This is a genomic window from Bradyrhizobium sp. USDA 3240 (genome assembly GCF_054063295.1).
Genome location: NZ_JBSSGD010000002.1, coordinates 2730006 through 2752653 on the forward strand (window position 1 = coordinate 2730006; position 22648 = coordinate 2752653).

Sequence of the window (22648 nt, forward strand, 5' to 3'; positions counted from 1 at the left end):
GGCCGGCTCGTTATGGCGCTGTAAACACAGCGGACCACGCCTGCAACGCTACCATGCACGTCTGCCGCCAAATCATCACAAGTCGGTGGTTTAACGGGCGGACATGCCCCCCTATCTGTGATAGACGGCTTGATGAACATTTAAGGGCCTCATCGGGGGCAACGCGGAGAGCTCAAACGTGCTGAACAAGTTCGGTCCCTCGGGCCATGGCGAAGCGCAGGTGCAATATCTCGACGGCGATTTCCGCGTGATCTCGCCCGGCACCTTTGTGCGTTGTGCCATCACCGACGTCCGGATCCCGCTCGACGAGCTGAAATACTGGAGCGTCGACCTGCAGGAGGCCTACGCCACCCCGACCGCCGTGCTGCAGCGCCACCATCCCGGCATGGTCAAGTCGCAGGCCTAGGCTCACGCCCTAGCCTCCCCTGCCTTGCCCTGAATAGCTGATCGCTCACGAAGCGCCGCAGCGCGTCGCGATCATCGAATTGCAGCGTCACCGCAAACGGCACGATCGCCTGTGCCCAGGCCGGCCTCCCAGCCGGACCACGCAACCGCGCCAGATCCTTTTCCGTCGTCACCAGCGTCAAGGCGTCGCTTCGCGCGTCGGCGACGAGCTGTTCGATCTCATCCTTGGTGAAGGTGTGATGATCGGGGAAAGCCGTGTTGCGCACGACGTCGACGCCGCTTGCGCGCAGCGTGTTGAAGAAGCGCGCGGGATCGCCGATGCCGGCGAAGGCGAGTACACGCTGATCGCGCAACGCACTCAATGAGGCCTCATCTGGCCTCAGATGCGCCAACAATATCGGCTTGCCACGGGCCGCGAGATCGGCCGCGATCTTCTTCGCGCCGCTTCCCTCGCCGACCACGATCAGCGCGTCGGTGCGTTCCAGCTGCGGCGACAGTGGGGCGCGCAACGGTCCTGCCGGAATGACGCGGCCATTGCCGACGCCACGCGTACCGTCGATCACGATCAGGCAGGTGTCCTTGAGTACGGATGGATTCTGGAAGCCGTCATCCATCAGGATCACGCTTGCGTTCTGTGCGCGCGCCAGCGCCAGGCCGGCGGCACGGTCGCGCGACACCACGACCGGCAAGGTCGCCGTCATCATCAGCGGCTCGTCGCCGATATCGACTGCCGTATGACTGTCACGATCGACCTTGATCGGCCCGGCAAGCCTGCCGCCATAGCCGCGGCTGAGCACCACCGGCCGTTCGTCGAGCTCGCGCAGCAGACTTGCCAGCGCCAGCACCGTCGGCGTCTTGCCGGCGCCGCCGACATGGTAGTTGCCGACGCAGATCACGGGAATGCCGGCATCGGTGCCGGGTTGCCGCATCCGCCGCGCGGCCACCGCGCCATAGAGCGCGGCAAGGGGTCTCAACAATTGCGATGTCCAAGACGATGGCCGGTGCCAGAAGGCCGGCTCACGCATTGGCGGCTCCCATCTCGAGCTGCAGCTGCAACAGATAGGGCTCGAGAGCGATCACCGTGCGCTCCAGCGCACCACCGAGCTGTTCGACGACGCGCTCGGAGGCCGCAAGCGACGTATCGCGCGCTGCGGGATCGGCGAGGAACTGGCCGAGCTGCTTGACCAGCGCCTCCAGATCGTCGGTGCGACGCGCGCCGCCGGCACGATCGAGCGTGTCATAGACTTCGGTGAAATTGAAGACGTGCGGGCCGTGCACGATCGCAGCGCCAAGCTTGATCGCCTCGATCGGGTTCTGGCCGCCATGCGCGACCAGCGAGCCGCCCATGAACACGATCGGCGCCAACCGATAGAACAAGCCGAGTTCGCCCATCGTGTCGGCGACGTAGATATCTGTTGTCGCGACCGGCAGATCCTCGTGCGAGCGCAAGCCGGGGCGCAGGCCCGCCTCAGTCACGAGCCGCGCCACCGCCTCGCCGCGCGCGGCATGCCGCGGCACGATCACCGTGAGCAGCCCGGGGAAGAATCCGGCGAGCGATTTATGCGCCTCGATCAGGAGCTCTTCCTCGCCGGGATGGGTGGACGCGGCCACCACGATGGCGCGGCCGCGCGTCACCGACATCAGCCGCTCCAGCTTCGCGGGATCGGCCGGCGGCGCCGCGACGTCGAGCTTGAGGTTGCCGGTGACCATGACATTGGGGCTGCCGAGCGCGGCAAAACGTTCGGCATCGGTCTTCGATTGCGCGAGGCAGATGTCGAACCGTCCGAGCAACGCCCCGATGGTGTTGGAGACCCGGCGCCAGCGCGGGAACGAGCGCTGCGACATCCGCCCGTTGATCAAGACCATCGGCAGCCGCCGCGCGGCGCTCGACAGGATCAGGTTCGGCCACAGGTCGGACTCGATGAACAGCGCCAGCGACGGACGCCAGTGATCGAGGAAGCGCGCGACATAGCGCGGCGAGTCATACGGGACGTATTGATGGATCACATCGGGCGGAAAACGCTTGGCGACAATCGCGGCCGACGTCACCGTCCCTGACGTGAGCAGGATGCGCAGATTGAGCGCGCGCAGCCGCTCGATCAGCCCGACCGCCGCCAGCACCTCGCCGACGCTCGCGCCGTGGATCCACACCAGCGGTCCCTGCGGCCTGGTATCGGCGCTCATGCCGCGCCGCTCGCCGACGCGTTCGGGATCTTCCTTGCCGAGCTTGAGCCGCCGCTTGATCAGCGCAGGCGCGAGCGGCACCATCGCGGACGACAGCTTGCGGTAGACACGCAACGTCATCGGTAGCGAGCTAGCCAAGCGTGGCCTCCGGCCGCCCGACGGCTGCATAGGCGCGCCGGGTCGCTTCGTTGAGCAGATTCTCCACGTGCTGCCGAAGCTTTTCCATCGTCGCGGCATCGGCATCGGGCGGCACATAGACCGGCTCAATACCTACCACTGCGCCGCGCCCGAATGGCAAATTGATGGTCGTGGAATCCCAGTTTTTCAACCGAATGAATCGGCTGGTGACCATCGCAAAGGGGATGATCGGCCGGCCGGTTTCCCGCGCCAGCATGATGGCCCCGAGGCCCGCCACCCGCGCCCGCTTCGGCACGTCGGCCGTGGTCGCCATGTTGCAGCCGTCTTCCAGCGTCCGGACCATCTCCAGGAAGGCGCCGACGCCGCCCTTGCGATGGAACGCGCCGGAATGATCGCCGGAACCCCTGATCGTGCCGATGCCGAGCCGCTCGACCGCCAGGGCGTTGAACTCACCGTCGCGGTGGCGCGAGATCAGGACCTTGGCGCGGTAGCTGTCCTTGGTCTTGATGAACGGCGTCATGAAGTGCTGGCCGTGCCAGAACACGAAGATCGCCGGCATCAAGGGCTCGACGATCCCGTAGACGTCATGCGGCTGATAGATGAAGCGGTTGGTGTACCACACCAGCCGCAGATATTCGGCCGCAAGCACACCCAGCGCGCGCTGCACGAAGCCGCTGCGCGGCAGATCGCGAAATAGTCGTTTCAATGGGAGTGCTTTGTGTCCTGCTCGGGATCGAGCAACCGGTGGAGGTGAACAACGAAATAGCGCATCTGGGCGTTGTCCACGGTCGCCTGCGCCTTCGCCTTCCAGGCCGCATAGGCGGTCGCATAGTTCGGGTAGACGCCGACGATCTCGACTTCGTCCAGATTCTTGAAGGTGTTGTGCTCGAGATCGGTCAACTCGCCGCCGATCACGAGGTGAAGCAGCTGTGGCTGGGCATTGTCTGACATGATGGTTTTCCTAACGAGATGCCCGGCAAGCAAATGAAGTCGTGGTCGTCACAGGTCTGTCGTAACAAGTCTGGTCGTCACAATCGGAAACGCGGAGCGGATCGGCGGGGCCTCACGGCAAAGGACGGTTGCGAAAATGCTCGACAATGCGTGCATGACGTTCGCGTCCTGCTGCCACCAGCACCCCATGCGTCACCTCCCGGCGATTGTACTCAATCGCTTCCCCCGAGAGCGCGGTCATCTTACCACCCGCTTCCTGCACGATCAAATTCGCGGCGGCAAGATCCCAGTCGCGGCTTTGCCCGCCGGCAAAGGCGGCGTCAAGTCGACCTTGTGCTACGCGGCACAACCGCAGGGCCAGCGATCCGATCCGAGGAAACAGCGTGATCTCGTCCGATGTCGGGCTGAGCCGCTGCACCAGCGGCTTCGGTCCGGCCATGCGGGGAAAATCGAACTCCGTGCCCGCGGTTGCATGCACGCCGCTGTCGTTCAGGGTGGCGCCCTGGCCGCGGGCGGCGAAGAAGAATTCCTCGGTCACCGGCGCATACACCGCCGCGAGCACCGGCGATGCATTTTCAACCAGCGCCACACTGACGCACCAGTCCTCGCGGCCGGCGAGATAGGCACGGGTGCCGTCGATCGGATCGACGATCCAGGTGAAGCGTCGGTCGAGCCGGGTCGCGTTGTCGGCGCTCTCTTCCGACAGCCAGCCGTAACCCGGCGTCGCCGAGCGCAGCTGCTGCTCCAGCAAGTCGTTGACGGCGATGTCGGCCTCTGAGACCGGCGAGGACGCGCCCTTGATCCAGTTCTTCAATTCGGTGCGGAACAGCGACAATGCGAGCCGGCCCGCCTCCTGCACCGATCTGGTCAGCAAGGCGGCGTCGCGCGCCTTGGTCCAGTCGTCCGTATCAGCGTCCGCCAAGCGTCAGGCCCTCGATGCGCAGCGTCGGCGAATTGACGCCGTAGCGGAATTCCAGATCGTTGGCGGCAACCAGCGACTTGAACATCGGCAGCAGGTGTCCGGCGATGGTCACCTCGCTGACCGGGTAGGTGATCTCGCCATTCTCGATCCAGAAGCCGGAGGCGCCGCGGCTGTAATCGCCGGTCACGCCGTTGACGCCGGAGCCGATCAGGTCGGTGACATAGAAGCCCTGCTTGATGTCGGAGATCAGCTCCTTCGGCGTCACCGCACCCGGCTCGAGATGCAGATTGTATGTTCCGGGCGACGGCGAGGACGACACGCCGCGATGCGCATGCCCAGTCGTGACCAGGCCGAGCTCGCGCGCGGTCGCGGAGTCCAGCACCCAGGTGGTCAGCACGCCTTCGTCGATCAGCGCGATCTTCTTCACCTTGACGCCCTCGGCGTCGAAGGTCTGCGAGCGCAGGCCGCGCACGCGCAAGGGATCGTCGATGATGCGGATATCCCTGGAGAACAGCTGCTCGCCGAGCTTGTCCTTCAGGAAGCTGGTCTTGCGCGCGATCGAGGCGCCGTTGATCGCGCCGACGAGATGGCCGACGATCGAGCCCGCAACCCGCGGATCAAATACCACAGGCACCTTGCAGGTCTCGACCTTGCGCGGATTTCCCCGCGCCACCGCGCGCTCGCCGGCCTTGCGGCCAACGGCCGTGGGCGACTCGAGATCGGACGCATGCGGCGCGCTGGTGAAATCATAGTCGCGCTCCATGCCGGTGCCTTCACCGGAAATCGCCGTCGTCGAGATGCCGTGGCTGGAGCGCAGATAAGAGCCATGGAAGCCGGTCGACGTCACCAGCACCATGCCGCCGATCCCGGTCGAGGCCGACGCACCGCCGGACTTCGAGACACCCTTGACCGCGAGCGCTGCAGCCTCCGCTTCGATGGCGCGCTGCTCGAGTTCGGCCGTCGTCGGGACGGTGCGGTCGAGCAGATCGAGATCGGGGAAGTCATGCGCATGGAGCGCGGGATCGGCCAGACCGACATATTTGTCGTCGGGCGCGACGCGCGCCATCGCGACCGCGCGCTCGGCGAGCTTTGCAATCCCGTCACCGCTGACGTCATTGGTCGAGACCACCGCCTGGCGCTGGCCGACGAACACCCGAAGGCCGACATCATCGCCTTCGGAGCGTTCGGTTTCCTCGACGCGGCCGTCGCGGACTTCGACGCCTTGCGAGACGCCGCGCACCGCGATGGCATCGGCCGCATCGGCGCCGGCGCGCTTTGCGGCCTCGACCAGACGCTGCGCAAGGTCGCTCAGGCCGGACTGATCGAACAGATCGGAGGTATCGCCGTGTCGCGATGCAGATGGTGAAGAGTTCACGAACGAATTCCTGCGGATTGAGGGGGGCCCGGAATGGCGTCGACAGACCTAACCAGATGTGCCGGTTTCACAGGGAATTCAAGCACTTTGCACCGGCGGGCAACAAAGATTTGAGTGATCGGCGCAAGGCTTCGTCAATCATGCGGGCCAACCTCTTGTCAATCATGGCGCCAGGTGAGGAGCGGTTAACCAGGCTTTTTAAGCCGAAACGGCCATCGCTCGGCTAGGCTCTCACACATCGACCGGGAACATAATCCCGGCGGGGAGACTAAGGCTTTGAGGCGTCAAACACCAACAAGCGGAATCAATTCCGCCGGGTCGAGCCGCGCACTACGGCTCGACCCACTTTCCCTTCCGCTCAGCTTCCACGCGCAGGATGCGCGCGCGGATGGCGGCATGCGGCAGGTCGAGCTTCATCGCGAACATGTCGTGCTCCGCCGTGCCGTTCTCGGCATGCGGATGGCGGTCAATGTTCGCGTCAGCGATTTTCTCGGCGTCGCGCTGCGCGGCATCGACGATGCGCAGATGCTGATGCTGGTTCATCGCGATCCTGCGCTCAGCATTCCGCTCGGCACCAGTTCGGATGCCGAAGAAATCACCTCCGCCTGGCAGATGTGGAGCGACATCTTCCGTCTCCCGCAACTGACCGAGCCGGCGCCGCGGACGCCTGCCCCGCGCCGCCGCCGCCGCAACGCGATCCGCGCCCGCCGCCCGAAATTCCTGGTCCGCCGCCGCGCCGGCGTCAGCCTCAACGGCACCAGCGTGCATCGCGACGAGCGCGAGATCATCGCACGGGATTGAGTTCGTTTCGGCGCCTCAGCGCGACGGCAACGGAACTGCGTGCACGGCTCTCACCTCTTGGTCGTCCTGGCGAAAGCCAGGACCCATTACCACCGCATTCGGTGATGAACGGGATCGCGGCCACGGCGACGCGCAACGATTGAGATTCGGGGTAATGGGTCCTGGCTTTCGCCAGGACGACGATGAGGATGGTTCTCGATTCGAGCCGGGCGATGACAGCCGAGAATGAGGACGCAGCTTCGCAGTCTCGCGACCTAAGCCGCGCGCAGCACCGCGTCGACGACCAGGCTTGCGAACAGGATGAAGCCGGCGTCGCGGTTGGATTTGAAGATGCGGAGACAGAGCGCGGGGTCGCTGGTGTCGAGCCGGCGGACCTGCCAGGCGAGATGCAGCGCGAACGCCGCTAGCCCGATCCACGCCGGCCAGCGCGCGCCCGCGAGCGTGAAGGCCACGCCGATCAAGAGCACGGCGAGACCATAAAAGATCATCAGCGCGCGATGGGTGCGTGCGCCGAACAGGCGCGCGGTGGATTTGACGCCGATCAGCGCATCATCCCCGGCGTCCTGATGGGCGTAGATGGTGTCGTAAGCGATCACCCAGGCGATCGATCCGGCGTAGAGCGCGATCGCAGCCGCATCGATGCGCTCGAGTGTCACCGCGAAGCCCATCAGCGCGCCGTAGGAGAAGGCAAGGCCGAGCACGACCTGCGGCCACCAGGTGATCCGCTTCATGAACGGATAGATCGCAACGATCACCAGCGAGGCGATGCCGGTCATCACCGCAAAACGGTTGAACTGCAGCAGGACCGCGAGCCCGATCAGCGCCTGCAGGACCATGAAGACCACCGCCTGCGTCACCGTGACCTGCCCGGCCGGGATCGGCCGCGACCGGGTGCGCTCGACCTTGGCATCGAGATCGCGATCGGTGATGTCGTTCCAGGTGCAGCCTGCGCCGCGCATCACGAAGGCGCCGATGAAGAACAACAGGACGACGAGCGGGAGGGAGCGAACATCGTGTGCGACGCCGGCGGCGAGCGCCGCCGACCACCAGCACGGCATCAGCAACAGCCAGGAGCCGATCGGCCGGTCGTAGCGTGCAAGCCGCAGATAGGGTCGCGACCAGACCGGCGCATGGGTATCCACCCAGTTGCCTGTGGAATCGGCAACGCGGGCGGAGACATCGCTCATGAATGCGTGATCATTGGCTGATCAATCATCGGGCGCTCGATCATCGGGTCAGAACGTTACCGTTCAGCGTGTCGAAGGTGCTGCCGCCCTTCTTGGTCGGCGTCGCTTCCGGCAGCGAGGCGGACGAGCCGAGCACGTCGCTCAGCGACGGTCCGGCGGGCCCGCGCGGCTGCGCCGCCGCCTGCTCCGCGACGTTGCAGACCTTCTTCAGCAACGCTTCGGTATTCTTGTGACCGTCCTTAAGCTGATTGGAGATCTGCGGCGGGATTCCGCACTTCGCCGCGTTGGTGTCGACGTATTTGATCATCCTGACTTCGGCCTGGCTGTAATTGCCGATCAGCTTGCAGGCCTCCTGGGGGCTGGCGTGCCGGTCGCTCGCCGCCTTGATCGCCTTGCCGCGCTTCTCGGTCTCCTCGCGCAGCGGAACGAAATCCTTCATGCAGGCATCACCGCCGGCGCCACCACCGGCACCGGGCGGGGGCGGCGGAGACGACAGACCGCCGCCGGCGATGGGAGCCGCACCACTGCTCGGAAACGGCGATGGCGCGCCGCCGACCCTGGCCGCAGGCGCGCCGTTGACCGGCGGAAACGCAGGATCCGGAGCGGTGCTCGCCCGGCTTGGACGTGCGCCGTTCACCGGCGGGAACGCGGGATCCGACGCGGTGCCCGCCTGGCCCTGATTGGGCAGCGGCGCCGGAAAGGCGCTCTGGGCAGCTGCGTGCCCCGCTGACAGGGCGGTCGCAGCAACGGTCAGCATGATCAGTCGGCGGATCATCGAGGGTGTTTCTCCGGCAAAAGGTCCAGGCAACCCCAGCGCAACAAAACGAAGCAACGAAATTTGGGGGCGTTTTACGATTCCTGTGAGCCCTTAACAACCCGTGGATTTGGGCGACAGCGCGGCGTAGGGCCACACCGGCCGCATTAAATTGTTCCCCGATTTGAAGCCTTTAGGCCGCGAGCGGCGGTAAAACCGGGGCATCAAATGTGCCTGAACGGGATTTTCGGTCATGCCTCAGCTCGAATTCGCCGGCCCACACCGACCGAAACGCAAAAGGGGCCGCGTGCAAGCGACCCCTCGGACTCCAAAAATGACTTGGTGACAGAAGCAATATATATCGACACCCCTGTAGTAGTTGGCCGCAGCGGCCCTGACGAGTCCGCGGGACTACGGTGTCGCCCGGCTTGGTTAACTTGGCCCGCCGCATGGAAGCGGCCTTGGCGCCGGCGCCCGACGCCAATTGCGGAATCTGCCGATCCTCTCCGATCGCAATCAACAGCAGCGGGCAATACTTGGCAGCACCTTTGGGCTAGAACGCGGCTCAGGAACCTAGGACATGCCTGAACTCGATTTTCGCAGCCCCCGCCTGTTTGTCGATGCCCCGCTCGGCACCGGCGCGACCGTTTCGCTCGAACGCGATCAGAGCAACTATCTCGGCAACGTGCTGCGGCTTGCCGCCGGCGACACCGTGCTGGTGTTCAACGGCCGCGACGGCGAATGGCGCGCCGAGATTTCCGGCCGCAAGCGGGCCGACACGCTGACGATCGCAGCGCAGACCCGCCCGCAGGACCGCCTGCCCGACGTGACCTATGTGTTCGCGCCGGTGAAACATGCCCGGCTCGACTACATGGTGCAGAAAGCGGTCGAGATGGGCGCGGCACGGCTCGTGCCGGTGCTGACACGCTTCACCCAGGTGTCGCGGGTCAATGGCGAGCGGATGCGCGCCAATGTGATCGAGGCTGCCGAGCAATGCGGCATCATCTCGCTTGCCGAGGTCGCCGATCCCATCCCGCTCGAGCGCTTCCTGGCGGGGCGCGATCCGGCGCGGCTCCTGGTGTTCTGCGACGAGGCGGCCGAAGTGGCCGACCCGGTGCAGGCGCTGCAGGCAACGACTGCCGCAAGCGGCGGGATCGACGTGCTGATCGGCCCCGAGGGTGGCTTTGCCGAGGAGGAACGCGCGCTGCTGCTGCGCCAGCCCAACATCCTCCGCCTCGCACTCGGACCGCGCATCCTGCGCGCCGACACCGCCGCCGTCGCGGCGCTGGCGCTGGTCCAGGCGGCGCTGGGAGATTGGGGAGGAAATGGACCATGCACTCCATCCCCGTCATCCTGAGGTGCGAGCCTCTTCGGCGAGCCTCGAAGGATGCACGGCGGCCCGGCCGGTGGCCGCCGATCCTTCGAGGCTCGCTGCGCTCGCACCTCAGGATGACGGGCCGGTGAGCGCGTATCCCGGATGTGGGAAACATCTTTCCCTAGCCAAGCGGTCGCAAAATCGTTAACGAACCCAATCATTAAGCCACTTGGCTGATCCCTGTCGAAACCCTGATACGGCCATGCTAAGGGCTCCGCCAACACCACTCATGGAACGCGCTCTGAAACGCGATTTCGGAGCGAATTGGACGTCGAGATGAGCGAAGCTGCCGCACCACGACCCGCCGCCGGATCCGCCTTATGGGCGGATGCGCTGCTGGCCTCGTTCGCGCAGGCCGGTTATCTCAGGTCCGAACCCGCGATCCTGCAGCCGGCCGAGCCGTTCCTCGACCTGTCCGGCGAGGACATCCGCAAAAGCCTGTATCTGACGACCGACCCGAGCGGCGAGGAGCTCTGCCTGCGCCCGGATCTCACGATCCCGGTGGCGCGCGACTACCTCGCCTCGCCCCGCGCCGGCCAGCCGGCCGGCTTCAGCTACCTCGGCCCGGTGTTCCGCTATCGCGACGGCCAGCCGAGCCAGTTCCTGCAGGCCGGCATCGAATCCTTCGGGCGGCAGGACCGCGCCGCGGCCGACGCCGAGATGCTGGCGCTGGCGCTGGAGGCGACCACGGCGTTCGGGCTGAAGGATGTCGAGATCCGCACCGGCGACGTCGCGCTGTTCAACGCGCTGATCGATGCGCTCGAGCTCTATCCGGTGTGGCGGCGCCGGCTGATCAAGGATTTCAACCGCAAGGTTTCGCTGACCGACGACATCGAGCAGCTGACCCTGGCGACCGCGCCGGGCCGCAACGAATATGAGGGCGTGCTCGCTGCGCTGGCCGGCTCCGACCGCAAGGCGGCGCTGGCGCTGGTCACCGATCTGATGTCGATCGCCGGCACCACCAATGTCGGCGGACGCACGGTCGCCGAGATCGCCGATCGTTTCCTCGAGCAATCGACGCTGAAGGGCGGCGCGCTGCCGCGCGATGCGCTCGCCACCATCAAGCACTTCCTCGCCATATCGGGCGACCCCGACGACGCAATCGCGCAGCTGCGCGCGCTCGCAGCCGACGCCAAGCTCAACCTTGCCGCGGCGATCGACCAGTTCGAGAGCCGGGTCGGCTTCATGGCCGCGCGCGGCATCGACATCAGGAAGACGCGGTTCGCAACCGCGTTCGGCCGCGGCCTCGACTATTACACCGGCTTCGAGTTCGAGCTGCACGCCAAGGGTAATGGCAGCGAGCCGCTGGTCGCGGGCGGCCGCTATGACGGGCTGATGTCGCAGCTCGGCTCGGCCAACCCGATCCCCGCGGTCGGCTTCTCGGTCTGGATCGAGGCGATGACCCGGCATGGCAAGGCCGGCGCCGCCGGAGGCGCCCAATGAGCACGCCGTTCGTCGTCGCCGTTCCCTCCAAGGGACGCTTGCAGGAAAACGCGGAAAGCTTCTTCGCCCGCGCCGGGCTGACCTTGTCGAAAGCCGGCGGCGCACGCGACTATCGCGGCACCATCGCCGGCGTCGACAATGTCGAGATCACCTATCTGTCGGCGAGCGAGATCGCGGCCAATCTGGCGCGCGGTTCGGTGCATCTCGGCGTCACCGGCGAGGATCTGGTGCGCGAGAGCATTCCCGATGCCGACAAGCGCGTGCTGATGATCGAAGGCCTCGGCTTCGGCTATGCCAATGTCGTGGTCGCGGTGCCGCAGGCCTGGATCGACGTCCGCACCATGGCCGACCTCGACGACGTCGCATCGGGCTTCCGCGAGCAGCACAACCACCGCATGCGGGTTGCGACCAAATACATCAACCTGACGCGCAGCTTCTTTGCCAAGCACGGCGTCGGCGACTACCGCATCGTCGAGAGCGCCGGCGCCACCGAAGGCGCGCCCGCGGCCGGCACTGCGGAACTGATCGTCGACATCACGACCACAGGCGCAACGCTCGCCGCCAACGGGCTCAAGGTGCTCGACGACGGCGTGATGCTGCGCAGCCAGGCCAACCTCGTCGCCTCCCGCGATGCCGACTGGTCGACCGGCGCCCGCGAGACCGCGCGCGTGATCCTCGACCACATCGCCGCGCGCGCCCGCGCCAGCAAGTACCGCGAGGTCCGCACCCGCTTCGCTGGCTGCAATGACGCGCTGCTGTCCGAGGCGCATACCCGTTTCGGCGTGGTCGCCCCGTTCGGCGGCCCGACCTCGTCGGGCATGCTTACGCTGCACTGCCCACCGGGCAAGCTCTACGCGCTCGGCAGCTTCCTGCGCGAGCACGGCGCCGAAACGGTGTCGGTGGTGTCGCTGGACTATGTGTTCGACCGCGAGAACCCGCTGTTCGCCAAGCTCGAGGCGTTCCTGCGACAATGAGTCGGTGTCGCCGTTCATGTTGGCGACAGCCGGCCGTCGGTACCATATTGTGTTCATGATCTCTCGTCGTGACGCGTTTTCCTCACGCGAAGGCGAACCCGATTTCGCTGGAAAACGCTCTAGTTCTGGAACCTGACCGATGATGCTGGGCTCTGACGTTTCCAGCCTGACCACAACCGCCAAGACCGCTGCCGCGCAGGGTCTGTCGATCGTCGTGCCCGTCTACAACGAGGCCGCCGGGCTTGTGGCGCTGCACCAACGGCTGATCGACCTCGCCGGCTCATTGCGCGCCCGTTACGGGCTCCATTGCGAAGTGGTCTATGTCGACGACGGCAGCGCGGACAACACGCTTGCGATCGCGCGCGGCCTGCCCGCCGACGGGCTCGACCTCCAGGTGGTGTCGCTGTCGCGCAACTTCGGCAAGGAGGCGGCGCTGATGGCCGGCCTCGACCATGCCCGCCGCGGCGCGGTGCTGTTCATGGATGGCGACGGCCAGCATCCGCCGACGCTGGTCGAGCAACTTGTCGCGCACTGGATCGATGACGGCTACGACGTGGTCTACACGGCGAAGGCACATCGCGACAATGAATCGGCGTTGCGGCGGCTTTCCGTGCGCAGCTTCTACGCGCTGATCAACTGGGGCGCGCGGCAGAAGATCCCCGAGGATGCCGGCGACTTCCGCCTGCTGTCGCCGCGCGCGGCGCTGGCGCTGCGGCAATTGCCGGAACGCAACCGCTTCTTCAAGGGCCTCGCGAGCTGGATCGGCTTCAGGCAGATCCGCGTCGACTACGAGCCGGCGCCGCGCGCGCATGGCGTCACCACCTTCAATGCCGGCCGGCTGATCGGCCTGTCGATCGAGGGCCTGACCTCGTTCTCGGTGGCGCCGTTGCGCTTCGCCAGCCTGCTCGGCGCGCTGCTCGCGGGCGCGGCCTTCCTGTTCGGCCTCTCGATCCTGTGGGAAGTCTTGACCACCGGCAAGCAGGTGCCCGGCTATCCGTCGCTGATGATCGGCGTGATGACGATCGGCGGCGTGCAGCTGATCATGATCGGCATCGTCGGCGAATATATCGGCAAGATCCTCTCCGAATTGAAGGCACGGCCGATCTACTTCGTTGCCGAGCATACCGAGAAGCACGCCGACGGCGGCACGGTGCAGAGCGCCACCGAGCGGACCGCCGCCGAATGAGCGAAGTTTCGCCGCGCCGGATCTGGCTGTGTGCTGACGATTATGGCTTGAGCTGCGGCGTCAACCGCGCGATCCGCGACCTGATCGAACGCGGCCGCCTCAATGCGACGTCGGTGATGATGGTGACGCCGGCGATCGGCCGCGAGGCGGCGGCTGCGCTCACGGTCTCGGTGGCGAAAAGCCCGCGCTGTGCGATCGGGCTGCATGTGACGCTGACCGCGCCGTTCCGGCCGCTGACGATGCATTTCCGTCCGCTCGACGGCGACATGTTCCTGCCGTTCCCAAAACTGTTGCGCGCCGGGCTGATGCATCGGCTCGATGCCGATCTGGTCCATGCCGAAGTGCTGGCGCAGCTCGACGCCTTCCGCGATCTGTTCGGCCGCGCGCCCGATTTCGTCGACGGCCATCAGCACGCGCAGCTGTTTCCGCAGGTCCGCGACGGCTTTCTGCGCGCCGTGAAGGAGCGCGCACCCGACGCCTGGGTGCGGCAGTGCGGACGCGAAGGTCCGCTGGCGCGCCAGCTGACGGCGCCGAAGGCGCTGGTGCTGAACGTGCTCAGCACCCAATTCCGGATCAAGGCCCAGCGATCCGGCCTGCGCTTCAATCCGGCCTTCGCCGGCGCCTATGATTTTACGCGCGGCAGCGAATTCGGAGCGCTCATGCAGGGCTTCCTCGACGGCCTGCCCGAGGATGGGCTCGTGATGTGCCATCCCGGCTTCGTCGATGAAACCCTGAAGAATCTCGACCCGCTGACGACGCAGCGGGAGACCGAGCATGCCTACCTCGCAGGCGACGATTTCCCCGGGCTGCTGGCCCTGAATAAAGTTACACTGGCCTGAAAAGGTTCACGAAAAACCGCCGGTCGGATTGTCGCATACATAAATTTAATTCGGGCCCCCACTCCTTGCGCCACAAAGCCCGTCCTACATCAGCCGCGCGCCGATTCGATCGACGCGATGGAGAACGCCATGACACCGCAAGAACGCCAACTGATTGACGATCTCTTCGACCGGCTCGCCAAGCTGGAGAATGCCCCGCGCGACGGCGAGGCCATGTCCGCGATCATGCAGGGCCTGCGCAGCGCGCCGAATGCGGTTTACGCGCTGGTGCAGACCGCGCTGGTGCAGGACGAGGCGCTGAAGCGCGCCCATGACCGCATCCAGGAGCTCGAGGCCGCGGTCGGCCAGCAGCAGGGAGCACAGCAGCAGGGCGGCGGCTTCCTCGATTCGATGCGCGATGCGATCTTCGGACAGGGCCAGCAGCAGCCGCACGGCTCGGTGCCTCCGGTGCGCCCGCCGGATGTCGGCGGCAGCCGCCCGGTCTGGAACTCGGGCCAGGCGATGCAGCAGGCGGGCGGCTACGGCCAGCCGCCGCAGCAATACGGCCAGCCCTACGGCGGCCAGCAGCCTCCGCCCTTCGGCGGCGGCGCGCCCGGCGGCGGTGGCGGCTCGTTCCTCGGCACCGCGGCTGCGGCCGCGGCAGGCGTGGTCGGCGGCGGACTGCTGCTCTCCAGCATTCGCGGCATGATGGGTGGCGGCAGCCATCAATCGCTGGCCGACGCCGGCGGCCTCGGCGGTGGTTCGCGTCCCTGGGGTGGCGACCAGTCGTCAAGCAACCTTGCCCGTGACGCCGGGATCAACGACGTCAGTTCGTCCGGTCGCGACAGCGATTCCGGCTCGCGCGCCGGCGCGTTCGACCAGGCGCAGGCCGACCAGGACAGTGACGATGATCAAGACGCCGACGATTTCGACGACAACGGCGGCGACGACGACAGCGATTACGCGTAAACGCGATCGCTGAAACGACAACGGCCGCTCCAATCGAGCGGCCGTTTTGATTCCGTCGTCCCGACGAAAGCCGGGACTGCTTCAAAACCACGCTTACATCACGACAACCTTGGCGCCGACATTGACGCGGCCATAGAGGTCGATGACGTCCTCGTTGCGCATCCTGATGCAGCCGGACGAGACGTTGGTGCCGATCGTCCAGGGCTCGTTGGAGCCATGGATACGATAGAGCGAGGAGCCGAGATACATTGCGCGGGCGCCGAGCGGATTCTCCGGGCCGCCTTCCATGTGCCGCGGCAGGTCGGGACGGCGCGCCAGCATTTCGGGCGGCGGCGTCCAGGCCGGCCATTCCTTCTTCGCCGAGATCGTCTTGACGCCGGCCCAGGTGAAGCCGGGCCGTCCGACGCCGATGCCGTAGCGCAGCGCGCGGCCGTCGCCCTGCACCAGATAGAGGAACTTGTTCGGCGTATCGACGACGATGGTGCCGATGCCTTCCTTGCCGCTGTAATCGACCAGCTGCTTTTCATATCGGTGATCGAATGGACGCTGCGTCGGATCGCCCGCCGCCTCTTCCTGCTGGCGGATCATCTGCTGCTGCGGATCCATCGGCGGCAGCCCCTGACGGTTGCCGTAATAGCCAGGCTGCTGCTGATACATCGGCTGCGGCGAATACCCCTGTGACGACGGCGCATCGCCGAACAGGAATTCGATGAAGCCGCCGCCCATGTTGGAGCGTTGCGGCTGCACATAGGCGGTGCGCATCGGCGGCTGCGGTGCGCCCTGGTTGGCGTAGATCACGGTGGGCTCGGGCTGAGCCGACGCGTCGATCGCCATCGCGTGATGGGGAACGGCAATAAGCGAAGAGGCGCCGGCGAGCAGCGCAAGCGTGGTTTTCCTGAACATCGACGTACTCTGTACTGGTTTCGTCGTGACGTGTGACGTGGACGGAGCGCACAAGCCCCGTTGCACGTGGTCAATAAGCAATGAAAACCGCATCGGTTTGGTAAACGGAATCGCGGTTTGGATTCACCATCTCGACAATGCAGCGCGGTTTTGCCTGACAGCGTTTATTTTGCGTGAACGCCGCAGCGACATGGTTAATCGCCGGTATCGCGGCGATTGCGCGCCATTGGCGCAAACTGTTCCCGCGTGAACCTGACGTTAAATCACCTCTCGCTAGAACGGACTGCAGTGAAGGGGCGGGAATGAAATCATGTCAGTGAAGCGGAAGCGTTTTCGTGTCGAGCAGGCCATGGGTGAAGTCGTGATGCCGGAGCCGGAAGTTGCCGGCGGCGGCGAGCTCGGTCCAATGCATCGGGAAATCATGGCTGAGCTTCGCTCGATCCGCGCCCAGATGGCCGCGGCACCGGCGCAGCGCACCGGCGACAGCGTCGATGCCGCCGTCGCCCGCGAAGTCGCCGAGACGCAAGCGCTGCTCGAGACCTACCGCGCGCAGGTCGAACAGTGCGAGAAGCTCAAGGTCGAGCTCGACCTGATCCACGACGCGATCAGCCGCACCAAGCGCGAGATCGCCGTGCTGCACGGCAAGAGCTTCAACGGCGAGGAGATGGCCAAGGTCAATGGCGAGCTCGGCGCCGTGGTCGGCGGCACCGAACAGGCCACCCAGCAGATCCTCGAGGCGGTGGAAGCGATCGACCAGGCCGCGACCGCGCTCGCGAACAACGTGACGCCCGACCAGCAGAAACGGCTCAGCGAAGATATTCAGGAGCGCGTGGTCTCGATCTTCGAGGCCTGCAACTTCCAGGACCTCACCGGCCAGCGCATCAGCAAGGTGATGCAGACGATGAAGTTCATCGAACAGCACATCAACGAGATGATGAACATCTGGGGCGGCGTCGACGCCATCAAGACCCACGTCCCGCCGATCGTCGACACCCGCGAGGGCGACGCCCGCCTGCTCAACGGCCCGAAGCTCGACGGCGACGCCGGCCACGCCTCGCAGGACGACATCGACGCGATGTTCAACTGACGCGATGTTCAACTGAGATTTGTCGGATCAAAACGAGAAGCGCCGGCCTCAAGGGCCGGCGTTTTTGTTTGAGCGGTGGTCGAGCCCGAGAGGGATCACCAGACAAAGTTGCCAGATCATCGCGTCGCCGCGTTGCAAGGAGTGAGTAATTCTGTGCGCAGCTTTCCTTGCATGCACGTCAGGTGACACATCGGTCAGAACCTCTGTCTCGACCGCATGCAGTTTGTGCCAATTGTGACACCTGCAAATTTACTGGCAGGTCTGCTGTCGCAGGCGCATACTGCGTGTGAGGAAATTGTCATGCGTGTGCCGGGAACCAACATTGGGTGCCGGTTGCATCGGACTTCCGGAGTGAATCCGGTCGCCCCGAGCGGGGCTTCGCACTTTCACACAACACACAGTACAGCTTTGCGGGCCGCTCGTTGCGCGCATCCGAGGACGAACAGGCTTCGCCTCGGCGCGGCCGTCATTGAAACCGTGACGATGCACGGCGGGTTTCCTGGGCGCTGATACCTGCGGCTTGTTGAGGAATCACCTGATTGGGGGGAGCCACTGGACTACTCAACACTGGAGATCGAACATGACGCGAAGAATTGTCAGAAATACTGCAATTGTGCTCTCGACTTTCGCTTGTGCGACACTGTTCTCCATCACCTGGTCTGAGCAGGGCGGCATTTCGGCGTCAGTCGAAAGCGCCCGGGCGCGCGTGGGCCGACCGCTGACGCCCGTGAGCGTCGCGGGCGTTGCACGTCGCCACACCCGGCGCGCTGCGTACGGGTACGGAGTCGGCGCGGGGATCGCCGCCACGGCCGCGGTTGCCACGGCAGCCGCCACTGCGCCGGTCTATGCTGGCTGGGGCACAAATAACTGGACCGATGCATACGCCGCCCAGACTGATCCCCACTTTGGCCAGCCCTACTATCCAGCACGAGCCTACTATGGTGGCAGCCCGTATTACGGTTATGCCGGATGGGCAGACTACAAGGCAGCCAATGGAATCACCTGCGAACCTGGCACGATGACGAAGATGGCCGACGGCCACAGTTACATCTGTCAGTGAGATCCGCGCAACGATACACGACAAGAGGGCGGCTCAGTGAGCCGCCCTCTTTCATGTGAAGAGATCGATGCACATCGTGGCGGGCCGCGCCCAGCGTTGATCTACGTCAACATCGCCTATCCTTTGCCAGCCAAATCTTCAGCCGCGCCTGAACCGCCGCAATCATCGTCGGTTCGCTTGCGATGGAGAGGATCACCATGCATCGGACGAACTTTTTTTCGACCAGGTCGGTTACGGTTACGGGGATCGTGGCGAGCCTCCTGTTGGGGGCAGCAGGTGTCGCGCTCAATCCGGCACCGGCCAAGGCGGTCGTCTACTGCCAGTATGTCGGCTATCCGAACGGTTGCGTGGCGAGGGCAGGCGTCGTGCTAAGGCCTCGTCCGGTGGCGCGGGCTACGGTTCGTCATCACGCGGGCGGCAACCTGAATGGTGGCGTCAATCGGGTTGGGGTCCGGCGATAAAGCAGGTCTTTGCAAGTCACAACCCAGGGCGACACGGCAAGGTTCGTGCCCCCAGAGGTTCGTTCATGGACAGACGAAATCGCCGGCCCTCGGGGCCGGCGGTTTTTGTTTTGACCTACGGCGAGGCCATGACGTCGAGATTCCCCGGTGCGCAATTGCGCACCTGAGGTTCGATGCTTCGCATCGACCCCGAATGACGTGCCAGCCGCGTCACGCCCTCGGGGCGCAGCGGACGTAGACCATGTTGCCGTAGCGGACGGCGGCGTCCTTGTCGACGAAGCGGGTGATCAAGACCCGGCCGTCGAACGAGATGATCTCGCGGTCCTGCTCGCCGGGCACAGGTCCGGGTGGGCCGATATAGTTCTTGCCGCTCGGGGAACCCTTCAGCCGCAGTTCCTGCGGGGTGGCCTGGTCGGCCAGATGCATGATGACGCCGCCGCTCTGGCCGGCGCCGATCACATAAGGCTGCTTGCACTGGCCGCGTGCGGCGGCCTCGGTGCGGGCGCGGTCGGCTGGATTCTGGAACGAGGCGAGGCCCCAGCGGCCGACGATCTCGTCGGGGCGGATCGACGCCGGCATCTCCGGAGCCACGCCCGGTTCGACAGGCCCCGGCTCGGGGTTCGACGACAGCGACGGCAGGCTCATGCTGCCGCACGCCCCCAAAAGCGTCGTCAGCGCCGAGACAGCCACGAACCGTGCGACCAATCGCGCGTTGAGTGACCTGATCATATGCATCCCCCGAACTATCTCCCGGCCGCACCCGTCATGCAGCCAAGCGTAAAACTTAAGGCGGAGCAATGACGTCTGACAAAATTACGTCATCGCTACGATTTGGTTTCCGGTCCACCATCCTATATTGGCCTCACCAAGGCCTTAACCCGATTGCTTGACAGAAACTGCGCCAAGCCATATTTCCCGGCGCACAATTAGCACTCTCGCACAACGATTGCTAAATCCGCCGGGCGTCCTGCCTGGCGCCGACCGGGCCGGCATTCAACGCCGGTCTCGATGAACCGGACCTGAAACCGAGCCTCCAAGAGGGAACGTCATGGCTAAATCCACCTTCCGCCCACTGCATGACCGCGTCGTGGTCAAGCGTATCGATGCCGAGGAGAAGTCCAAGGGCGGCATCATCATTCCGGACTCGGCCAAGGAGAAGCCGTCCCAGGGCGAGATCGTCGCCGTCGGCCCGGGTGGCCGCGACGAGGCCGGCAAGCTGATCCCGATCGACCTCAAGGTCGGCGACCGCGTGCTGTTCGGCAAGTGGTCGGGCACCGAGGTCAAGCTCGACAACCAGGAGCTCCTGATCATGAAGGAGTCCGACATCATGGGCGTGCTGGCGTAAGCGCCACGACCAATTCGAGAGCGCCCAGTCTCTCCGCTGTCATGCCCGGGCTCGACCCGGGCATCCATCGCTCTTCGAAAGATGGATCGCCGGGTCAAGCCCGGCGATGACGGGCGCGGAAGCGGCAAGCAATTCACAGACATTCCAGGAGTTCAAATCAATGGCTGCCAAGGACGTAAAATTCGCCGGAGACGCCCGCGACCGCATGCTGCGCGGTGTCGACGTGCTCGCCAATGCCGTGAAGGTGACGCTCGGCCCGAAGGGCCGCAACGTCGTCATCGAGAAGAGCTTCGGCGCTCCCCGCATCACCAAGGACGGCGTCACCGTCGCCAAGGAGATCGAGCTCGACGACAAGTTCGAGAACATGGGCGCGCAGATGCTCCGCGAGGTCGCTTCCAAGACCAACGACACCGCCGGTGACGGCACCACCACCGCGACCGTGCTGGCGCAGGCCATCGTCCGCGAGGGCGCCAAGTCGGTCGCCGCCGGCATGAACCCGATGGACCTCAAGCGCGGCATCGACACCGCGGTCGCCGCCGTGATCAAGGACATCGAGAAGCGCGCCAAGCCGGTCGCCTCCTCCGCCGAAGTCGCCCAGGTCGGCACCATCTCGGCCAATGGCGATGCCGCGATCGGCAAGATGATCGCGCAGGCGATGCAGAAGGTCGGCAACGAGGGCGTCATCACCGTCGAGGAGAACAAGTCGCTCGAGACCGAGGTCGACATCGTCGAGGGCATGAAGTTCGACCGCGGCTATCTCAGCCCCTACTTCATCACCAACGCCGAGAAGATGACCGCCGAGCTCGAGGATGCCTACATCCTGCTGCACGAGAAGAAGCTGACCGGCCTGCAGTCCATGCTGCCGGTGCTGGAAGCCGTGGTGCAGTCGGGCCGTCCGCTCCTGATCCTCGCCGAGGACGTCGAGGGCGAGGCGCTGGCAACGCTGGTGGTCAACCGCCTGCGCGGCGGACTGAAGGTCGCCGCCGTCAAGGCGCCGGGCTTCGGCGATCGCCGCAAGGCGATGCTGGAGGACATCGCGATCCTGACCGGCGGTCAGCTGATCTCCGACGACCTCGGCATGAAGCTCGAGAACGTCACGGTGAACATGCTCGGCCGCGCCGGCAAGATCGTGATCGACAAGGAGAACACCACGATCGTCAAGGGCGCCGGCAAGAAGAAGGACATCGACGCCCGCGTTGGCCAGATCAAGGCGCAGATCGAGGAGACCACCTCGGACTACGACCGTGAGAAGCTGCAGGAGCGCCTTGCCAAGCTTGCCGGCGGCGTTGCCGTCATCAAGGTCGGCGGTGCGACCGAGGTCGAAGTCAAGGAGAAGAAGGACCGTGTCGAGGACGCGCTTAACGCGACCCGCGCCGCGGTGCAGGAAGGCATCGTGCCGGGCGGCGGCGTCGCGCTGCTGCGCGCCAAGAAGGCGGTCGGCCGTCTCACCAACCCCAATGCCGACGTCCAGGCCGGCATCAACATCGTGCTCAAGGCGCTCGAAGCTCCGGTTCGCCAGATCTCGGAGAACGCCGGTGTCGAGGGCTCGATCGTGGTCGGCAAGATCCTCGAGAACAAGTCGGAGACCTTCGGCTTCGACGCCCAGACCGAGGAGTATGTCGACATGGTCGACAAGGGCATCATCGATCCCGCCAAGGTGGTGCGCACTGCGCTGCAGGACGCCTCCTCGGTGGCCGGCCTGCTGGTGACCACCGAAGCCATGGTCGCCGAACTGCCCAAGGACGCAGCGCCGGCAATGCCGGGCGGCGGCGGCATGGGTGGAATGGGCGGCATGGGCGGCTTCTGAGCCTCCATCCCATTCGCATCGAGATCGAAGGCCGCCTCCGGGCGGCCTTCTTTTTTGCGATTTGATGACGATGGAACTGTAAGGATCATCGCATGTCCCGCGACGCGAAATCCCTGACGTCAACACTCGTGCTGTTCTACGCGATCGGCGCGGTGCTCGCGCTGGGCGCCTATGCCCTGGACAACATCGATGATCTTGCGGTCGTCCTGACGTTCTGGTTCAAGCAGACGTTGACGTTTGTCGTGCTCGGCGCGGGCTATGGCCTCTATTACGTGATTTCCGGTTCGACCGGCCCTCGTCCAAAAGCGCCGCTGCGATTTCTGGACATTTCGTTTCTGGCTGCTACCGCCACGCTCGGTGTCGGCATGCTGGTGCACAGTTGAGTGATCTTTGAAGCGGCGTCCAATGTTCGCTTTCGCCCGCGACGGGGGCCGTGACGCTTGGCACCACCGTCATTGCGAGGAGCGATAGCGACGAAGCAATCCACTTCTCCGCTTGCGGAA

At 65.3% G+C, this 22648-nt stretch carries 24 protein-coding genes; 14 read left to right on the forward strand and 10 right to left on the reverse strand.

All coding sequences use genetic code 11. The features are described from left to right. Positions 1-178: 178 nt before the first annotated feature. A complete protein-coding gene (locus ACVIGA_RS13645; protein WP_244069360.1) occupies positions 179-406 on the forward strand; it encodes a DUF2093 domain-containing protein in 228 nt (75 codons plus the stop codon). Here the strand turns inward: ACVIGA_RS13645 and lpxK are convergent. The 6 genes from lpxK to ACVIGA_RS13675 form a co-directional block, all read right to left on the reverse strand. Next, positions 390-1430, reverse strand: coding sequence for a tetraacyldisaccharide 4'-kinase (lpxK, locus tag ACVIGA_RS13650; protein ID WP_456666781.1), 1041 nt, complete (start codon positions 1428-1430; stop codon positions 390-392). The two genes, ACVIGA_RS13645 and lpxK, sit on opposite strands and share 17 nt — an antisense overlap. Further along, positions 1423-2757, reverse strand: a complete 1335-nt coding sequence (locus tag ACVIGA_RS13655; RefSeq protein ID WP_456666782.1) for a 3-deoxy-D-manno-octulosonic acid transferase — start codon at positions 2755-2757, stop codon at positions 1423-1425. Before ACVIGA_RS13655 ends, lpxK begins: the two co-directional genes overlap by 8 nt. Beyond that, positions 2720-3433, reverse strand: coding sequence for a lysophospholipid acyltransferase family protein (locus tag ACVIGA_RS13660; RefSeq protein WP_456666783.1), 714 nt, complete (start codon positions 3431-3433; stop codon positions 2720-2722). The genes ACVIGA_RS13655 and ACVIGA_RS13660 overlap by 38 nt, the downstream gene beginning before the upstream one ends. After that, on the reverse strand, positions 3430-3678 hold the full coding sequence (locus tag ACVIGA_RS13665; RefSeq protein ID WP_050628541.1) for a DUF4170 domain-containing protein: 249 nt from the start codon (positions 3676-3678) through the stop codon (positions 3430-3432). The genes ACVIGA_RS13660 and ACVIGA_RS13665 overlap by 4 nt, the downstream gene beginning before the upstream one ends. Positions 3679-3790: 112 nt before the next feature. Beyond that, a complete protein-coding gene (locus ACVIGA_RS13670; protein ID WP_223967149.1) occupies positions 3791-4600 on the reverse strand; it encodes a 3'(2'),5'-bisphosphate nucleotidase CysQ in 810 nt (269 codons plus the stop codon). Beyond that, positions 4587-5975 (reverse strand): TldD/PmbA family protein, encoded by a 1389-nt coding sequence (locus ACVIGA_RS13675; RefSeq protein ID WP_456666784.1) that lies wholly within the window; start codon positions 5973-5975, stop codon positions 4587-4589. Before ACVIGA_RS13675 ends, ACVIGA_RS13670 begins: the two co-directional genes overlap by 14 nt. 276 nt (positions 5976-6251) lie before the next feature. On the opposite strand from ACVIGA_RS13675, the gene ACVIGA_RS13680 reads away from it, so the two are divergent. Beyond that, complete coding sequence (locus ACVIGA_RS13680; RefSeq protein WP_456666785.1) at positions 6252-6776, forward strand: DUF6101 family protein; 525 nt, start codon at positions 6252-6254, stop codon at positions 6774-6776. A 254-nt stretch (positions 6777-7030) separates the two neighbouring features. Here ACVIGA_RS13680 and ubiA read toward each other — a convergent pair whose 3' ends face one another. After that, complete coding sequence (gene ubiA, locus ACVIGA_RS13685) at positions 7031-7963, reverse strand: 4-hydroxybenzoate octaprenyltransferase (protein ID WP_456666786.1); 933 nt, start codon at positions 7961-7963, stop codon at positions 7031-7033. Between the two features lie 40 nt (positions 7964-8003). Then, positions 8004-8738 carry a hypothetical protein gene (locus ACVIGA_RS13690; RefSeq protein WP_456666787.1) on the reverse strand — a complete coding sequence of 245 codons (735 nt, stop codon included), beginning with the start codon at positions 8736-8738 and terminating at the stop codon, positions 8004-8006. Positions 8739-9297: 559 nt separating this feature from the next. Between ACVIGA_RS13690 and ACVIGA_RS13695 the strand changes: the two genes are divergently transcribed. From ACVIGA_RS13695 to ACVIGA_RS13720, 6 genes are all read left to right on the forward strand, one after another. After that, positions 9298-10074, forward strand: a complete 777-nt coding sequence (locus tag ACVIGA_RS13695) for a 16S rRNA (uracil(1498)-N(3))-methyltransferase (protein WP_456666788.1) — start codon at positions 9298-9300, stop codon at positions 10072-10074. Between the two features lie 294 nt (positions 10075-10368). Continuing rightward, on the forward strand, positions 10369-11535 hold the full coding sequence (locus ACVIGA_RS13700; protein ID WP_456666789.1) for an ATP phosphoribosyltransferase regulatory subunit: 1167 nt from the start codon (positions 10369-10371) through the stop codon (positions 11533-11535). Next, positions 11532-12509, forward strand: coding sequence for an ATP phosphoribosyltransferase (gene hisG, locus ACVIGA_RS13705; protein ID WP_456666790.1), 978 nt, complete (start codon positions 11532-11534; stop codon positions 12507-12509). Before ACVIGA_RS13700 ends, hisG begins: the two co-directional genes overlap by 4 nt. A gap of 139 nt (positions 12510-12648) precedes the next feature. Continuing rightward, positions 12649-13695: a glycosyltransferase family 2 protein gene (locus tag ACVIGA_RS13710; protein WP_456666791.1), complete on the forward strand. Its 1047-nt coding sequence runs from the start codon at positions 12649-12651 to the stop codon at positions 13693-13695. Then, a complete protein-coding gene (locus ACVIGA_RS13715) occupies positions 13692-14534 on the forward strand; it encodes a ChbG/HpnK family deacetylase (protein WP_456666792.1) in 843 nt (280 codons plus the stop codon). The genes ACVIGA_RS13710 and ACVIGA_RS13715 overlap by 4 nt, the downstream gene beginning before the upstream one ends. A 129-nt stretch (positions 14535-14663) precedes the next feature. Next, the gene (locus tag ACVIGA_RS13720) at positions 14664-15482 is read left to right on the forward strand and encodes a DUF2076 domain-containing protein (protein ID WP_456666793.1); all 819 of its coding nucleotides are present in this window, start codon (positions 14664-14666) and stop codon (positions 15480-15482) included. A gap of 93 nt (positions 15483-15575) precedes the next feature. Here ACVIGA_RS13720 and ACVIGA_RS13725 read toward each other — a convergent pair whose 3' ends face one another. Next, positions 15576-16385: a L,D-transpeptidase family protein gene (locus tag ACVIGA_RS13725; protein WP_456666794.1), complete on the reverse strand. Its 810-nt coding sequence runs from the start codon at positions 16383-16385 to the stop codon at positions 15576-15578. A 310-nt stretch (positions 16386-16695) separates the two neighbouring features. Between ACVIGA_RS13725 and ACVIGA_RS13730 the strand changes: the two genes are divergently transcribed. The 3 genes from ACVIGA_RS13730 to ACVIGA_RS13740 all read left to right on the forward strand — a co-directional run bounded on the left by ACVIGA_RS13730 (position 16696) and on the right by ACVIGA_RS13740 (position 18993). Next, positions 16696-17472, forward strand: coding sequence for a protein phosphatase CheZ (locus ACVIGA_RS13730; protein ID WP_456666795.1), 777 nt, complete (start codon positions 16696-16698; stop codon positions 17470-17472). A 580-nt stretch (positions 17473-18052) separates the two neighbouring features. After that, the gene (locus ACVIGA_RS13735) at positions 18053-18532 is read left to right on the forward strand and encodes a hypothetical protein (RefSeq protein ID WP_456666796.1); all 480 of its coding nucleotides are present in this window, start codon (positions 18053-18055) and stop codon (positions 18530-18532) included. Between the two features lie 182 nt (positions 18533-18714). Next, positions 18715-18993: a hypothetical protein gene (locus tag ACVIGA_RS13740; protein WP_249131895.1), complete on the forward strand. Its 279-nt coding sequence runs from the start codon at positions 18715-18717 to the stop codon at positions 18991-18993. Between the two features lie 210 nt (positions 18994-19203). Here the strand turns inward: ACVIGA_RS13740 and ACVIGA_RS13745 are convergent, their stop codons facing one another. Beyond that, complete coding sequence (locus ACVIGA_RS13745; protein ID WP_223967134.1) at positions 19204-19722, reverse strand: hypothetical protein; 519 nt, start codon at positions 19720-19722, stop codon at positions 19204-19206. Positions 19723-20041: 319 nt separating this feature from the next. Between ACVIGA_RS13745 and ACVIGA_RS13750 the strand changes: the two genes are divergently transcribed. The 3 genes from ACVIGA_RS13750 (at position 20042) to ACVIGA_RS13760 (ending at position 22528) form a co-directional block, all read left to right on the forward strand. Next, on the forward strand, positions 20042-20338 hold the full coding sequence (locus ACVIGA_RS13750) for a co-chaperone GroES (protein ID WP_018269780.1): 297 nt from the start codon (positions 20042-20044) through the stop codon (positions 20336-20338). Between the two features lie 160 nt (positions 20339-20498). After that, positions 20499-22145 (forward strand): chaperonin GroEL, encoded by a 1647-nt coding sequence (gene groL / locus ACVIGA_RS13755; RefSeq protein ID WP_456666797.1) that lies wholly within the window; start codon positions 20499-20501, stop codon positions 22143-22145. 92 nt (positions 22146-22237) lie between these two features. Then, on the forward strand, positions 22238-22528 hold the full coding sequence (locus ACVIGA_RS13760; protein ID WP_456666798.1) for a hypothetical protein: 291 nt from the start codon (positions 22238-22240) through the stop codon (positions 22526-22528). The last annotated feature ends 120 nt before the right edge of the window (positions 22529-22648 follow it).